The sequence below is a fragment of the Enterobacter cloacae complex sp. 382A5 genome (assembly GCF_050031095.1).
Taxonomy (GTDB): Bacteria; Pseudomonadota; Gammaproteobacteria; order Enterobacterales; family Enterobacteriaceae; genus Enterobacter; species Enterobacter cloacae.
This window is the reverse complement of the sequence record NZ_JBLGVK010000001.1, coordinates 3,937,025-3,952,659: the sequence shown is the minus strand read 5'-3', so window position 1 is coordinate 3,952,659 and position 15,635 is coordinate 3,937,025. Positions and strand designations below refer to the sequence as shown.

At 55.8% G+C, this 15,635-nt stretch carries 13 protein-coding genes and 1 riboswitch; of the genes, 6 read left to right on the top strand and 7 right to left on the bottom strand.

Going from position 1 to position 15,635, the window contains the following annotated elements:
* The first annotated feature begins 31 nt into the window (after nt 1–31).
* Together folB and bacA are read left to right on the top strand one after the other, a co-directional pair.
* Entirely contained in the window at nt 32–400 is a 369-nt protein-coding gene (gene folB, locus ACQG2G_RS18610) for a bifunctional dihydroneopterin aldolase/7,8-dihydroneopterin epimerase (protein WP_013098764.1), read from the top strand.
* 106 nt (nt 401–506) lie between these two features.
* Nucleotides 507–1,328, top strand: a complete 822-nt coding sequence (gene bacA / locus ACQG2G_RS18605; RefSeq protein WP_014833310.1) for an undecaprenyl-diphosphate phosphatase — start codon at nt 507–509, stop codon at nt 1,326–1,328.
* Nucleotides 1,329–1,338: 10 nt separating this feature from the next.
* On the opposite strand, the gene ACQG2G_RS18600 is transcribed toward bacA, so the two are convergent.
* Together ACQG2G_RS18600 and ACQG2G_RS18595 are read right to left on the bottom strand one after the other, a co-directional pair.
* A complete protein-coding gene (locus ACQG2G_RS18600) occupies nt 1,339–2,580 on the bottom strand; it encodes a multifunctional CCA addition/repair protein (RefSeq protein WP_023620520.1) in 1,242 nt (413 codons plus the stop codon).
* 61 nt (nt 2,581–2,641) lie between these two features.
* Nucleotides 2,642–3,262: a TIGR04211 family SH3 domain-containing protein gene (locus ACQG2G_RS18595; RefSeq protein ID WP_013098761.1), complete on the bottom strand. Its 621-nt coding sequence runs from the start codon at nt 3,260–3,262 to the stop codon at nt 2,642–2,644.
* A 238-nt stretch (nt 3,263–3,500) separates the two neighbouring features.
* Between ACQG2G_RS18595 and ACQG2G_RS18590 the strand changes: the two genes are divergently transcribed.
* From ACQG2G_RS18590 to hldE, 3 genes are read left to right on the top strand one after another with little or no spacing between them, the layout of a single operon-like run.
* The gene (locus ACQG2G_RS18590; protein ID WP_013098760.1) at nt 3,501–4,802 is read left to right on the top strand and encodes an inorganic triphosphatase; all 1,302 of its coding nucleotides are present in this window, start codon (nt 3,501–3,503) and stop codon (nt 4,800–4,802) included.
* Between the two features lie 18 nt (nt 4,803–4,820).
* The gene (gene glnE / locus ACQG2G_RS18585) at nt 4,821–7,679 is read left to right on the top strand and encodes a bifunctional [glutamate--ammonia ligase]-adenylyl-L-tyrosine phosphorylase/[glutamate--ammonia-ligase] adenylyltransferase (RefSeq protein ID WP_094915927.1); all 2,859 of its coding nucleotides are present in this window, start codon (nt 4,821–4,823) and stop codon (nt 7,677–7,679) included.
* A gap of 40 nt (nt 7,680–7,719) precedes the next feature.
* Nucleotides 7,720–9,150, top strand: coding sequence for a bifunctional D-glycero-beta-D-manno-heptose-7-phosphate kinase/D-glycero-beta-D-manno-heptose 1-phosphate adenylyltransferase HldE (gene hldE / locus ACQG2G_RS18580; RefSeq protein WP_013098758.1), 1,431 nt, complete (start codon nt 7,720–7,722; stop codon nt 9,148–9,150).
* Between the two features lie 74 nt (nt 9,151–9,224).
* Here hldE and ubiK read toward each other — a convergent pair whose 3' ends face one another.
* Entirely contained in the window at nt 9,225–9,521 is a 297-nt protein-coding gene (gene ubiK, locus ACQG2G_RS18575; RefSeq protein ID WP_013098757.1) for a ubiquinone biosynthesis accessory factor UbiK, read from the bottom strand.
* 121 nt (nt 9,522–9,642) lie between these two features.
* Nucleotides 9,643–9,793: riboswitch (FMN riboswitch) on the top strand.
* Between the two features lie 106 nt (nt 9,794–9,899).
* Here ubiK and ribB point away from each other — a divergent pair.
* Entirely contained in the window at nt 9,900–10,553 is a 654-nt protein-coding gene (ribB, locus tag ACQG2G_RS18570; RefSeq protein WP_008502964.1) for a 3,4-dihydroxy-2-butanone-4-phosphate synthase, read from the top strand.
* Nucleotides 10,554–10,598: 45 nt separating this feature from the next.
* Here the strand turns inward: ribB and ACQG2G_RS18565 are convergent, their stop codons facing one another.
* The 4 genes from ACQG2G_RS18565 to ACQG2G_RS18550 form a co-directional block, all read right to left on the bottom strand.
* On the bottom strand, nt 10,599–11,657 hold the full coding sequence (locus tag ACQG2G_RS18565) for a type 1 fimbrial protein (RefSeq protein WP_348595947.1): 1,059 nt from the start codon (nt 11,655–11,657) through the stop codon (nt 10,599–10,601).
* On the bottom strand, nt 11,641–12,396 hold the full coding sequence (locus tag ACQG2G_RS18560; RefSeq protein WP_348595948.1) for a molecular chaperone: 756 nt from the start codon (nt 12,394–12,396) through the stop codon (nt 11,641–11,643). The genes ACQG2G_RS18565 and ACQG2G_RS18560 overlap by 17 nt, the downstream gene beginning before the upstream one ends.
* A gap of 9 nt (nt 12,397–12,405) precedes the next feature.
* Complete coding sequence (locus ACQG2G_RS18555; protein WP_348595953.1) at nt 12,406–14,841, bottom strand: fimbria/pilus outer membrane usher protein; 2,436 nt, start codon at nt 14,839–14,841, stop codon at nt 12,406–12,408.
* A 76-nt stretch (nt 14,842–14,917) separates the two neighbouring features.
* On the bottom strand, nt 14,918–15,475 hold the full coding sequence (locus tag ACQG2G_RS18550; RefSeq protein WP_348595949.1) for a fimbrial protein: 558 nt from the start codon (nt 15,473–15,475) through the stop codon (nt 14,918–14,920).
* Nucleotides 15,476–15,635: the final 160 nt, after the last annotated feature.

The following is a 15,635-nucleotide window of genomic DNA, read 5'->3' as shown; positions in this document are numbered from 1 at the left end:
TCCGGTTTAGCCAAAAAGCAGGCAGGTCGTGATGGATATTGTATTTATAGAGCAACTTTCGGTAATCACCACTATTGGTGTTTACGACTGGGAACAGACCATCGAGCAGAAGCTGGTGTTCGATATCGAAATGGGCTGGGATAACCGCAAGTCGGCAAAAAGTGACGACGTGAATGACTGTCTGAGCTATGCCGACATCAGTGAAACGGTCATCGCCCACGTTGAAGGGCAGCGTTTTGCGCTGGTGGAGCGCGTGGCAGAAGAGGTGGCAGAGTTACTGCTGACCAAATTCAACTCGCCGTGGGTGCGCATTAAGCTGAGTAAGCCGGGCGCGGTGGCGCGTGCCGCCAATGTGGGGGTCATCATTGAGCGTGGCACAAATCTGAAAGGAAAGATTTAACGTCATAATAGCTAAACCATTTTAGGTTATATCGGTCTTAAAGCTGTATCTTTCACGGTAGCTGTTGGGGCGACCGTTTTTTTTATATTTTTTTAGGGGTTTATAGATGAGCGATATGCACTCGCTGCTGGTGGCGGCAATTCTGGGTGTGGTCGAAGGATTGACGGAGTTTTTGCCGGTTTCCAGTACGGGCCATATGATTATTGTTGGCCACCTGCTGGGCTTTGAAGGCGATACCGCAAAGACGTTCGAGGTGGTCATTCAGTTGGGGTCCATTCTGGCTGTGGTCGTGATGTTCTGGCGTCGTCTGTTTGGGCTGATCGGCATCCACTTCGGGCGTTTGCCACAGCGTGAAGGAGAGAGCAAGGGCCGCCTGACGCTGATTCATATCCTGCTCGGGATGATCCCGGCGGTGGTGCTGGGGCTGGTTTTCCACGACACCATCAAATCGCTGTTTAACCCGATTAACGTGATGTACGCGCTGGTGGTCGGTGGTTTCCTGCTGATTGCGGCGGAAGTGCTGAAGCCAAAAACGCCGCGCGCAGAAGGTCTGGACGATATGACGTATCGCCAGGCCTTTATCATTGGCTGTTTCCAGTGTCTGGCGCTGTGGCCGGGCTTCTCCCGTTCAGGAGCAACGATTTCCGGCGGGATGCTGATGGGTGTAAGCCGTTACGCGGCATCTGAGTTCTCGTTCCTGCTGGCGGTGCCGATGATGATGGGCGCCACCGCGCTGGACCTCTACAAAAGCATTGGTTTTCTCACCACGGGCGATATTCCGATGTTCGCCGTGGGCTTTATCACCGCCTTTATCGTGGCGCTGATTGCCATTAAAACCTTCCTGCAACTGATTAAGCGTATCTCGTTTATCCCGTTCGCGATCTACCGCTTTATCGTCGCGGCTGCGGTTTACGTGGTCTTCTTCTGACCGGCTGCCCTCAGTCTTTTGGCTGAGGGCAATGCTTTTCCTTCCACTCTGATACCGCCTGAATCCGCCGTTTCGTCAGCTCTTCGCGAATTTCCGGGCCTTTAAATCCTGCTTCGACGACCTCTTTGGTTGGCACGGCTTTGGCCACCTCCCACGCGGCGCGCAGCAAACGCCCCTGCGGATAGTCGCACGCTTCGAACCCGGTGCGCCCGCGCACGTCAGCCTCGCTGGTGAGCGCGATCTGCTCGACGCGCTGGGGTTTACGCCAGGCGTCGATGTTATCGAACAGCTTAACGATGGTGGCCGGTTTCAGGATCGGGAAGGTGTGGATAAGGTCGTGGAATTCGGCCACCAGTTTCGCCAGATCGCGGATCTCGTTCGGCACCCGCAGGCGCTGGCACAGCCCCTCGACCAGCTTCACCCCAGCCGGGCCGTGCCCGTGGTGACGAGGCCAGAACTCTTTTGGCGTTAAGCCTTTGCCGAGATCGTGGCACAGCGTCGAGAAGCGCACGTCCACCTCCGGGCTGAGCATGGCCGCCATACTGAGCGTCATCAGGGTGTGCACACCAGTGTCGATTTCCGGGTGCCATTTCGCCGGGGCGGGTACACCAAACAACGCGTCTATCTCCGGGAACAGCACCTTCAGGGCGCCGCAGTCGCGCAGCACCTGGAAAAAGACCTGTGGATTGCGGGTGGTGAGGGCGTTCTCCGTCTCTTTCCAGACGCGTTCTGGCGTCAGGTGTTCAAGCTCACCCGCCTCGGTCATGGCGGTCATCAGCGCCATCGTCTCATCGGCAATACGGAAACTGAGATGGGCGTAACGTGCGGCAAAGCGCGCCACGCGCAGCACCCGGAGCGGATCTTCCGAAAACGCCGGGGAGATGTGACGTAAAAGACGGTTGCGCAGATCGTCCTGGCCGCCATAAGCATCAACGATCTGGCCGTTCTCGTCCTGCGCCAGCGCGTTGATGGTGAGATCGCGACGCAGGAGATCCTGCTCCAGCGTGACGTCGGGCGCGGCATAGCAAGTGAAGCCAGTATAGCCGGAACCGGATTTACGCTCCGTACGCGCCAGGGCGTACTCTTCCCGGCTTTGCGGATGGAGAAACACGGGAAAATCGCGGCCTACCTGCTGGTAGCCCGCGTTAAGCATCTCTTCGGGGGTGGCGCCTACCACCACCCAGTCTTTATCTTTGACCGGCAGACCTAACAACGCATCACGTACCGCACCACCGACCAGATAACTCTTCACGCCCTACACTCCCGTTTTCTCTTTTGGCAAGATAATACGTAAGTCTGGCAGAGAAGACGAATTAGTTCATCCAGCGGTCTTTACGTTTACGGCTTGGGATCAGGTGTGGCAGAACAAGACCCAGCACCAGGCCGACACCCAGCACGCCGCCGCCATACATAAACCACTGCATGATGATGGTGCGCTGTTTGTCATCGAGCTGCAGATTGGCGGCATTCACTTTCTTCTGCGCCACAATCAGCTCATTCTTCAGTTTCTGGTTCTCTTCTTTCAGACCGTTAATCACGCTGTCGCTCTGCGCGACTTTCTGCTGCATTTCCGCGGTACGCTGGTTCCAGGTGCCGTCAATGTTGTTCAGCTTGTCGGTCAGGGTTTTCACCTGGTTTTCCAGATCCGGCACGCGGGTGCGCAGGCTTGGCACGGTGCTCAGCTCTTTCAGGGGGATCCAGGAGGTACGGCCGGAACTGTCGCGAACCTGACCATAATTGGTCTCGGTGTTGGTCTGTAACAGGGTGACTTCCTCGCCGGCATTTACCGTACCCACGAGGCGATAATTATCTCCGGGGCCGCTACGTACCCAGGTGTTCAGTTCGTCAGAAACGTAACGCTTTTCTTCAGCGTGGACCGCAGTCGCGGCGCTAAAAGCGAGTAAAGTAAGTCCAATCAGGCGTAATTTAAGCATATCAGTCGTTATTTTCATAAATAGTGGAACGATAGTAGTGGCATCAGTGTCTCTACGCAAAGGATTCGTCATCAATCAGAATCATCTGTGTCCCGATCGCCGCCGCTGCAAACTTTTTACGCCCGTCAAATTGGTCATTGCGTGGCAATTTGGCGCAAAATACTATGTACTGACAAACAAATGGCGAGGAAGTTCGCCTTCATCGACGCGTCTGTGACGCACGCAAAAGTACAAGGCTATGGCACAAGAGATCGAATTAAAGTTTATCGTCGAAAAAGACAGCGTTGACGCGCTCCGCCAGCATCTGCAAACGCTGTCCGGCGAACACCATGAACCCGTACAGCTGCTCAATATCTATTACGAAACGCCGGACAACTGGCTGCGTCGTCATGATATGGGCTTGCGCATCCGCGGCGCGAACGGGCGCTACGAGATGACGATGAAAATCGCCGGTCGCGTTGTGGGCGGTTTGCATCAGCGCCCCGAATACAATATCGACATCAATCAGCCAGAACTTGAGCTGGAACGTTTTCCGGCAGAAGTGTGGCCAAATGGCGAATTGCCATCCACCCTGGCAGCTGAGGTGCAGCCGCTGTTCAGCACCGATTTCTGGCGCGAGAAATGGCTGGTAACGGAAGGCAAAAGCCGCATTGAAATCGCCCTTGATTTGGGCGAGGTGAAAGCGGGGGAATACCAGGAGCCAATTTGCGAACTGGAGCTTGAACTGCTGGAAGGCGAGACGAACGATGTGCTGAAGCTGGCGCGTAAGCTAGTGAGTCAGTCAGGCTTGCGTCAGGGCAGCCTCAGCAAAGCCGCCCGCGGATATCATCTGGCCGCCGGGAATGCGCCACGGGCGCTGAAAGAGACCCCTGTGTTACGCGTAGCCCCAAAAGCCAGCGTTGAGCAGGGCATGGAGGCGGCTCTGGAGCTGGCGCTTTCGCAGTGGCAGTACCACGAAGAGCTCTGGGTGCGTAATGTGAAAAACGCAAAAGCCCACGTCCTGGCCGCCATCGGTCTGGTTCGTCATACTCTGATGCTGTTTGGCGGCATCGTGCCTCGCAAAGCAAGTGCTCACTTACGCGATCTGCTGACGCAAACTGAAACGCTGATGCTCTCTGATGTGTCTGCGCAAACGGCGATCTACAGCCCGCAAACCGCGGCCGCCAAACTGGCGCTGACCGAGTTTCTGGTGACGCGCGGCTGGCGCACTTTCCTGGACGCGAAAGCCCAGACAAAAATCGCAGAAAACTTTAAACGTTTCGCGGATATCCACCTCTCCCGCCATGCCGCAGAGCTGAAAACCACCTTTGCTTATCCGCTGGGTGACCAGTACGGCGACCAGCTGATCCGTCTGACGCGCAACATCGACTGCATGCTACTGCTGTCGGGTGCCTATGATGACGTCAAAACGCAGGCGTGGCTGGAAAACTGGCAGGGGCTGAAACATGCCATCGAAACCCGTCAGCATATTGAGATTGAGCATTTCCGCAACGAGGCCATTTCGCAGGAGCCATTCTGGCTGCACAGCGGAAAACGTTAATTCTGGCAAGGAACCCCTATAATGCCGCTTTCTTCGCAGTTACAGCAGCAGTGGCAGACCGTTTGCGAACGTCTGCCTGAGTCATTACCGGCGTCATCGTTAAGCGAGCAGGCAAAGTGCGTGCTCACGTTCAGTGATTTTGTGCAGGAAAGTATTACTGCTAACCCGGACTGGCTGGTGGAGCTTGAAAACGCCCCGCCGCAGGCTGACGAGTGGCGGCATTATGCAGGCTGGCTGCAAAGCGCGCTGGCTGAGGTGGCGGATGAAGCCACGCTGATGCGCGTTTTGCGCCAGTTTCGCCGCCGGGTGATGGTGCGCATAGCCTGGGCGCAGTCGCTTGAGCTGGTCAGTGAAGAGAGCACGCTCCAGCAGTTGAGCGAGCTGGCGCAGACGCTGATTGTCGCTGCGCGAGACTGGCTCTACGCCGCCTGCTGTAAAGAGTGGGGCACGCCGTGCAGCGAGGAAGGGGTTCCTCAGCCGCTGTTGATTCTGGGGATGGGTAAGCTGGGCGGCTGCGAGCTGAACTTCTCCTCCGATATCGACCTGATTTTTGCCTGGCCGGAGAACGGCTCCACGCGCGGAGGCCGTCGTGAACTGGACAATGCCCAGTTCTTCACCCGTCTTGGCCAGCGTCTGATCAAGGCGCTGGATCAGCCGACGCAGGACGGTTTTGTCTATCGCGTGGATATGCGTCTGCGTCCGTTTGGCGACAGCGGCCCGCTGGTGCTGAGCTTTGCGGCGCTGGAAGATTACTACCAGGAGCAGGGGCGCGACTGGGAGCGTTACGCGATGGTCAAAGCGCGGATCATGGGTGACAGCGACGACGCTTACGCCAACGAGCTACGCGCCATGCTGCGCCCGTTTGTGTTCCGTCGCTATATCGACTTCAGCGTGATCCAGTCCCTGCGTAACATGAAAGGGATGATCGCCCGTGAGGTACGCCGTCGTGGGCTGAAAGATAACATTAAGCTCGGCGCGGGTGGCATTCGTGAAATCGAGTTTATTGTCCAGGTCTTCCAGCTTATCCGCGGTGGTCGCGAGCCGTCGCTGCAATCCCGCTCGTTGCTCCCGACGCTGTCAGCGATTGAGCAACTCCATCTCCTGCCAGAGGGGGACGCGCAAACCCTGCGTGAGGCATACCTGTTCCTGCGTCGTCTGGAAAACCTGCTGCAAAGCATCAATGACGAGCAAACCCAGACCCTGCCGGGGGATGACCTGAACCGGGCGCGTCTGGCGTGGGGCATGCGCGTGGACGACTGGGCCGCACTGACCGAACGGCTGGAGGCGCATATGGCAGGCGTGCGCCGTATCTTTAACGAGCTGATTGGCGATGATGAAAGCGAATCGCAGGACGATACGCTCTCTGAACACTGGCGTGAACTGTGGCAGGATGCCCTGCAGGAAGATGACACTACGCCCGTGCTGGCGCACCTGAGCGACGACGATCGCCATCGGGTGGTGGCGCTGATCGCCGATTTCCGCCTTGAACTCAACAAGCGTGCCATTGGTCCGCGTGGTCGCCAGGTGCTGGATCACCTGATGCCGCACCTGCTGAGCGATGTCTGTTCCCGTGCCGACGCCCCGGTGCCGCTTTCCCGCATGATGCCGCTGTTGAGCGGCATTATTACGCGTACCACCTATCTTGAACTGCTGAGCGAATTCCCGGGGGCGCTGAAGCACCTGATCACGCTCTGCGCGGCGTCACCGATGGTGGCCAACAAGCTGGCGCGTTACCCGCTGCTGCTGGATGAACTGCTCGATCCCAATACCCTCTATCAGCCGACGGCGACCGATGCCTACCGCGATGAGTTGCGCCAGTATCTGCTACGCGTGCCGGAAGAAGATGAAGAGCAGCAGTTGGAAGCGCTGCGCCAGTTCAAACAGGCCCAGATGCTGCGCGTCGCGGCGGCGGATATTGCCGAAACGCTGCCGGTGATGAAAGTGAGCGATCACTTAACCTGGCTTGCGGAAGCGATCATCGATGCGGTGGTGCACCAGGCGTGGATCCAGATGGTGGCGCGTTACGGCCAGCCGAAGCATCTTGCTGAACGAGAAGGCCGCGGTTTTGCCGTGGTGGGCTACGGTAAGCTCGGCGGGTGGGAGCTGGGATACAGCTCCGATCTGGATTTAATCTTCCTGCACGACTGTCCGGCCGACGTGATGACCGACGGCGAGCGAGAAATTGACGGGCGCCAGTTCTATCTGCGTCTGGCCCAGCGCATTATGCACCTGTTCAGCACCCGCACGTCATCGGGCATTCTGTACGAAGTGGATGCCCGTCTGCGTCCGTCCGGCGCGGCTGGTATGCTGGTGACCTCAACGGAATCCTTCGCCGATTATCAGAAAAACGAAGCCTGGACGTGGGAGCATCAGGCGCTGGTGCGCGCCCGCGTGGTGTATGGCGATCCGCAGTTAAAAACGCAGTTTGATGCCATTCGTAAAGCGGTGATGACCACCCCGCGTGAAGGCAGTAAGTTGCAGACCGAAGTGCGCGAAATGCGTGAAAAGATGCGCGCGCATTTGGGCAATAAACACCGCGATCGGTTTGATATTAAAGCCGATGAGGGTGGCATTACCGACATTGAGTTTATCACCCAGTATCTGGTGCTCCTGCACGCGCATGACAAGCCGAAGCTGACCCGCTGGTCGGATAATGTGCGCATTCTGGAGCTGCTTGCGCAAAACGACATCATGGATGAGCAGGAGGCGCAGGCCTTAACCCGCGCCTACACCACGCTGCGCGATGAGTTGCACCACCTCGCCTTGCAGGAACAGCCGGGCCACGTGGCGCTCGACTGCTTTACCCGTGAACGCGACCAGGTGAAAGCGAGCTGGCAGAAGTGGCTGGTGGAACCGTGCGTAACAAAACAAGTGTGATATCATCGCGCGCAAATTGTGAATCTTTCTGGAGTCAGGAATGAAAGTAACACTGCCAGAGTTTGAACGTGCTGGAGTTATGGTTGTCGGCGATGTAATGCTTGATCGCTACTGGTATGGGCCGACCAGCCGTATCTCCCCGGAAGCACCGGTACCGGTCGTTAAGGTCGATACCATTGAAGAGCGTCCTGGCGGCGCGGCAAACGTGGCGATGAACATTGCTTCTCTGGGCGCGCATTCGCGTCTGGTGGGCCTCACCGGTATCGACGATGCGGCGCGCGCGCTGAGCAAGTCGCTGGCGGACGTGAACGTGAAGTGCGATTTCGTTTCTGTTCCGACGCACCCGACCATTACCAAGCTGCGCGTGTTGTCGCGTAACCAGCAGCTGATCCGCCTCGACTTTGAAGAAGGGTTTGAGGGTGTGGATCCTGAGCCGCTGCACGAGCGCATTAATCAGGCGCTGGGCAATATCGGCGCGCTGGTACTGTCTGATTACGCCAAAGGGGCACTGGCAAGCGTACAACAGATGATCCAGCTGGCGCGTAAAGCCAATGTGCCGGTACTGATCGATCCGAAAGGCACCGACTTTGAGCGCTATCGCGGCGCAACGCTGCTGACGCCTAATCTCTCTGAGTTTGAAGCGGTGGCGGGCAAGTGCAAGTCGGAAGCGGAGATCGTCGAGCGCGGCATGAAGATCATCGCTGACTTCGAGCTGTCTGCACTGCTGGTGACCCGCTCCGAGCAGGGAATGACGCTGCTGCAGCCGGGCAAGGCGCCGCTGCATATGCCAACCCAGGCGCAGGAAGTCTATGACGTGACCGGTGCCGGTGATACGGTGATTGGCGTACTGGCGGCAACGCTGGCGGCGGGTAACTCCCTCGAAGAAGCGTGCTACTTTGCGAACGCCGCGGCGGGCGTGGTTGTCGGTAAACTTGGGACCTCTACCGTTTCGCCAATTGAACTGGAAAACGCCGTGCGCGGCCGCGCCGATACCGGTTTTGGCGTCATGACGGAAGAAGAGCTGAAAGTGGCCGTTGCCGCCGCGCGTAAACGCGGTGAGAAAGTGGTGATGACCAACGGCGTATTCGACATTCTGCACGCGGGCCATGTCTCTTATCTGGCGAATGCACGCAAGCTGGGCGATCGTCTGATTGTGGCGGTGAACAGCGATGCCTCGACCAAACGTCTGAAGGGCGAAACGCGTCCAGTGAATCCGCTGGAGCAGCGTATGATTGTGCTCGGCGCGCTGGAAGCAGTGGACTGGGTTGTGCCGTTTGAAGAAGACACGCCTCAGCGCCTGATTGCCGGCATTCTGCCTGACCTGCTGGTGAAAGGCGGCGATTACAAACCGGAGCAAATCGCGGGCAGCGAAGAGGTCTGGGCCAACGGCGGTGAAGTGATGGTGCTCAACTTTGAGGACGGGTGTTCAACCACCAACATCATCAAAAAGATCCAGAAAGACAGTCAGTAAAAAACGGGCCAGTTGGCCCGTTATTTCACCCTCTCCCCGTGGGAGAGGGCTGGGGTGAGGGCATCAGGCCGCACTTAGGCCTGGTCATCCACCGGCGGTATCGCTGGTGCCGGCTTCACTTCTTCCGGGGTATTGCGGTTTTCCAGCTCGGTAAGACGCTGTTCCAGCAGCGCCAGCTTTTCACGGGTGCGCAGCAGAACCTGTGTCTGCACGTCAAACTCTTCGCGGCTCACTAAATCAAGGCGAACCAACTGCGCCTGCAGCGTCTGGCGGATTTTCTTCTCAACGTCATCACCAAATTCACGAATGCCTTTTGGCATGGACTCATGAACCTGACGCGCAATTTGCTCAATTTTCTTCGGGTCAATCATAGTGGCTTCCCTTGATAAGACGGTGTTGATGAACATTGTAGCGCGTCATGCTCCAGGATAAAGCAGATTTGTTTGAAGCTTATGCATTGCCCAGGTTAATCAATAGCGTTATAGTTATCTCGCTTATTCTCAGGGCGGGGCGAAATTCCCCACCGGCGGTAAATCAGCGTCATGCTGAAAGCCCGCGAGCGCTTTGGGTGAACTCTCAAAGGTCAGCAGATCCGGTGTAATTCCGGGGCCGACGGTTAAAGTCCGGATGGGAGAGAGTAACGATCCAGTCGGGCATGGGCCCGCTCACGTTATCTTTTTGCCGCTTATACGGCGCTCCTAAGACTGCCCTGATTCTGGTAACCATAATGTTAATGAGGTTTTTTTACCATGAATCAGACGCTACTTTCCTCTTTTGGCACTTCAACTCAACGTGTTGAACATGCACTGGATGCCCTGCGCGAAGGCCGCGGCGTGATGGTGCTTGACGATGAAAACCGTGAAAACGAAGGCGACATGATTTTCGCCGCCGAAAACATGACCGTTGAGCAGATGGCACTGACCATCCGTCACGGCAGCGGCATCGTATGCCTGTGTATTACCGAAGACCGCCGTAAGCAGCTCGAGCTGCCGATGATGGTCGAAAACAACACCAGCGCCTTTGGTACCGGCTTTACCGTGACCATCGAAGCCGCGCATGGAGTGACTACCGGTGTCTCCGCGGCTGACCGTCTGACTACCGTCCGTGCAGCAATTGCCGATGACGCCAAGCCATCCGACCTGCACCGTCCTGGCCACGTCTTCCCGCTGCGTGCGCAGGCGGGCGGTGTGCTGACCCGTGGTGGCCACACTGAAGCGACCATCGATCTGGTGACGCTGGCAGGCTTCAAACCTGCAGGCGTACTGTGTGAACTGACCAACGATGACGGCACCATGGCGCGCGCACCAGAGTGCATTACCTTTGCACGCCTGCACAACATGCCGGTCGTGACAATTGAAGATCTGATCGAGTACCGTCAGGCGCACGAGCGCAAAGCCAGCTGAACGGTGCACGAATGAAAAAGCCGGGGAAACCCGGCTTTTTTGTCTCTAGTGGTAGTTAATTTTAAACAGCACGACCGTTTCAAAAGGGCCAGAATCGATACCCTTTCCCTCTGCACGTGAAAGCTCAGCGGTGTACGTGGTCTCGAAATGCAGCACCGAACCGGTAAAATCAGCGTACTCGTCATACTGATTGAAGGTGTAGGGCTGTGTGCCGTTAAGAATACGCAGCTTCAGGCCATTACCAATCAGCAACGCCGTATCACTGGCCGTCAGCTCGCTATCGGTATAGAACGACGAGTCAATCTTAAATCCGTCTGAACACTGCGCATCCTGTACTTTACTGGTTTTAACCGAGAACGTTCGCTTACGCGTGCCCTGATTGACGATGTCACGTGCGCTGAAGGTGCCAAAGTCGATCTCCTGATTCTCAGGGTAAATACTGAACGTCGCTCCGCAGTCCAGTACCCTGATGTTTTCCAGCCCGTTAATGTGGTATTTGAGGTTTTTGGCATCAGGAAGCGCATTTACGCCGCCTTTGCCGTCAAACTGCACGACGATGTAATCACCAAGCGTGCTGACGTAGCCCTGAGGCGGTATCGCTTTGAGCTTAACGTACAGCCTGAAGCGTGCCGCAAAGGTTCGTGAGGTATGTACATCCCACGCATTCCCCGAACAGATGTATTTCTCCCAGCCCATCGCTTTTAGCTGTTCGGCCGTGTATTTGCTCAGGCTGTTGTTGTCCAGACACTGACGGGTATCCACGCCGTAGGTTTGCCCGATGGCATCGTAATCCGCACCCTCGTAGGTAACACCGAGCTCGTAGTAAGGATCCGACACCGACGGATAAGGGTTCACCCAGGCGAAGACGTCTTCGTTCTCATGGTTTGACGCGGTATTTCTGTCGCAATACACGGGGATTTTGATATCGCTGGATTCCCAAATCTTTTGCCCAACTTTTGCTGTGCTGGGGATTGAGAATTCTGACACCGTTTTGGTTTGCTCCACCGGACCATTTTGTGTGCCAAGGTAGCAGTTCAGCGCCAGCGCCTGCTTAAGGGGACACATCACCAGCATTAAAAGGAAAAGCTTAGCGAGATGTCGCATTTTGCCCTGCCTTGCGCGGCGTTAGCGTGCATGGTGCTGACCCGGTACAGGTTAAATTGACCTTGCGTAGCGCACCATAATCATCAATATAACCTATGCTGTAGCCCGTTCCTTCTGTTTCACTCAGCGTCAGCGTACTGGTCGCAAACGGGCTAATCATCAGGCTGTCGAAGCCTGGCATCATGGTTTTTCCGTTATTGCTCAGCCACGCCAGAGTAATGAAATAGGGCGTTGGGTTTTTCAGGCGCATGGTTTTGCCCGACAGCGTCACCGACAGCTGCATTTCCGTCTCTTCACCTGATTTTTTACGAATGCTGTCCGGCCGCCAGAACAACTTTATGCGGCTCTGCATAGCCACCTGCATGACGCTGCGCTCCTCTTTCAGGCTCCCGCTTTTGGGCGGCACTTCACGCAGATTGAAATAAAATAGCGTTTCCCGATCCTCAGGCAGCTGTTGCGTCGCGGCCTGTTTCACGATCCGCACCTGTGACGAGGCGCCGGGTTCAATGCGCTGAATAGGCGGCAGGACCATAAAATGGGGGTCCTCTTTGCGCCCGTCCCGATCCTCCACCCAGGCGAGGGCAAGATAGGGAAGCGATTTGCTCTGGTTTTCAATGGTCAGGCTGCTGGCTTTATCGCTTTCGGCAAAGACGATGCGCGTCCTGTCCAGGTTAATTGCCGCCTGCGAGACGCTGGAGCCACAAAACAGGAGTGCTGCTAAATAAACGTATGATTTCATAGTGATAAGTTACTGGCAGGGCAGCATCAGCTGCGTGGTGTTGTCAAGAGAGGCTGGCAGGGAGAAATGACACTGCTGATCGTCTCCCCAGGTGACGATAAAGTGCTGTTCAGCTTTTACCGCCCCCAGCCAGATATGTCCGTCCTGGGCGATAATGCCCACCTCTTTGCCTGAATCCTGCTCACGCACCTGGGCGCCGAGAGGCGGCGTGCCGCTGGCGGTACGCACGATCCCGGCAACATCCTGACCCTGACGGGAGGCAATCAGCCGATAACCAATTGCACCCTCGGTCCAGGTGGAGCGAATGACGTGGTTATCGACATCGACACCCTCTGGCAGGTTATTCAGATTGACCTGTACGCTGGCGGGCATATAGCTCGAAAAGGCGGGCAGGACGCCAATACCAAACATGTTGGTGGCATCGCGGGACATATTTAGCGGTATATTGCCGATCCCTTCCGTGCTGACCATCACGCGCGGTTCGTTGCCGTAGCTCCGGCGATGAAGCGACGCCCCGTGGGCGGTTGCCGTAAACGAGCCGTTCCAGCTCGCGCTGACGGAACGGTAGTCATGGGCCTTGTAGCTTCCGGACAGGTTCAGATCTCCCGTCCCGGCATAGTGCTGATAATTCGCGCTGACTTGCGCCCCGGCGTCAGTTTTTTCGCTCTCGGTACCAGCGGATATCCCCCAGGTATTGTTACTGTCTGAAGAGTCATACCAGGAGAGCGTTTGACGCGTCGTGTCGCTGTTTCTCAGATCGTAATTGAGGCGATGATCCGGATCGAGGGGGAGGCTTAAAGAGAAGTAAACCTGCGTGTCATCGCCTTGATCCTGATAATGTGTTTTGCTCCATGAGGCCGTCACGCCAAGATTTTTCCAGCGGCCAAGGTCGAAGTTGTATCCTGCCGTGAGCGTGCCGGTGGTGGAAGGGGCTCTTTCCCACCAGGTCTGGCGCAGCAGACCAAGGTAAAGGTTTAGCGACAGGGCGGGGATGTACTGGCTGGCAGTGATGCTTAGCGTCTGTTTTTCCGTTTCCGCGTTATCCTGGTCTTTTTCAAGAAAGCGGGCATAGCTGAGAAAGCGGCTGTCGGAGTAGCGGTAGCTGGCAAGCGTGAGCTGACTCCCGGTGGTGTCGAAACGCTTGCTGTAGTTGATGCGGTAACTGTATCCCGTCTGCTTTGCTTCCCCCTCGTGCTGGCTGCTGGCCTGGGTGACATCAAATGACAGCGCGCCCAGCATATCCATGTTCTGCCCGATACCTGCCGCCAGCGCGCGGTAATCATTACCGCTGTTCAGGATCCCACCGTACAGGGATGTTCGGGACAGTACGCCCCAGGAGAATTCGCTGCTTAAAAAGGCCTCGCTTTCGACCTGATGCGAGCTGTCCTGACGGGGTTTACCGCCCGCCAGCTTATAGCGAACCTGGCCTTGTCGCGTCAGGAAAGGCACAGAGGCAGCAGAAACCTGAAAGGTGCTGGTATGACCGTCTTCTTCGGCGACGGTGACGTCCAACGTTCCCTGTACGGACTGGTTGATATCCTGGATGACGAAAGGGCCCGGTGGGACTTTGGTTTGATAGATAATTCTGTCTGCCTGGCTGACGGTCACGGTGGCATTCGTCTGAGCAATACCAGAAATTTGTGGCGCGTAGCCGCGCAGAGACCAGGGAAGCATACGCTCGTCGCTGATCAGTGAGGCTCCGGTGTAGGAAAATCCGTCGAAAATATCCGACTGAAAATCTGACTCACCCAGCGTGAACTTTGAGCCGAGTGCAGGCAGAGGGCGAAAAAGGTAGGCGCGAGAAAGGCGCCCGTCGCTCTGCGACCTCCCTTCCGTACGGTTAAGGGCGTACTGATAATCTCCCCGCAGTCGCCAGGCGCCCAGGTTGGCGCCAGCGGTCCCGTAGGTATTGACGTTATCGCTGCTTGACCCCTCATCGGACTGATAGCGGCTGGCAAACAGATTGTAATCCAGCAGCACGCCTGAGACACCGTTGTCCCAGGTCGCGGGCGGCATCCAGTTGGTGGAACGGTACTGTAGCCAGGCCTGAGGTAGGGTGACTTCCAGCGTTTGCGTCGCCTGAATAAACTCGAAACGAACCTGCGGCAGCGGGGAAAAGTCGACACAGCCCGCGTTAACCGTCAGCATGCTGCGGTATTTATCGTCCAGACCAAAAGTGTCCGCCAGATCGGACGGAATGCAGACTTCCGTTGTATCGTCTTTTTTATACCAGGCTAACTGCCAGCCGCTAGCGAGTGGCGTATTATTAATTGCAACGTTAACGAAATAATGACCCGGCGCAACATGGTTCTTATCTTTGAACTGGGATAAATCAACATTGCCGCGCTGATCTTTATCGATAGCGTTAATATTAAATTCAACGGCGGCCAGTGGAAGAGGCGTAAGAAAGCCAGCAATGATGATCGAAAATGCACTGTATTTCATCATTCAGCTCTCAAATAAAATTACGGCAATGGCTGGCAAATATATTGCCAGCCGAAATATAATTAACGGTATGGGCTTATTTATACAACAGGACGTAATTCGCGGTAGATTCGACCTGGCCTGCCGTTGCTGTTTTACCATCGACCACTTCCATCTGCGCTTTGAAGTGCAGCGTCTGGGTCGCTGAACCCGCAGAAAGATCGACAGTTTGAGCCGTACCAAGCGTGATAGGGGTCTCTGCATTATCCAGCAAACGAACGCCCACGTTCTGCGCGCCGCCCGCATAGGTGTTGCTCATCAGGCTGGTATCGGTTGCGTCGGTTGCAGTGCTGCTGAAGGTTACGTCCACTTTGGTGACGGGTGTTGCGGTTTCATCTGCAGCGTCAAGCTGGCAGTTTTCCAGGTTGATATCAACCGGTACCGCCGTGGATTTTTTATTCACATTCATCACCGCCGTGGTGAACTGGCCAAGTTCAATCTCTTTATCAATACTGTCTGGTGCAATATTGCATGGTGCGTCAATAATAACGCCCTTAAAGGTGATTTTACCGGAGCTCTGATCGCTTGCCAGTGCATTGCCAGAGATAAAAGAGCCTAAAGCAACCGCCAAAAGTGTTTTTGAAATATTTCGCATGAAATATCCTTGTTATGAATAATATTTAAGAGATATTGATGTTTGAGGCGGTTGTATTCTAAAACTAATTGTAACAATGCGTGATTAAAAAATAATTAAAGACATTTTAAGTATGCGTTTATTAATTATTGAAGTGAATGGCTTACATAGAAAAAAGAGG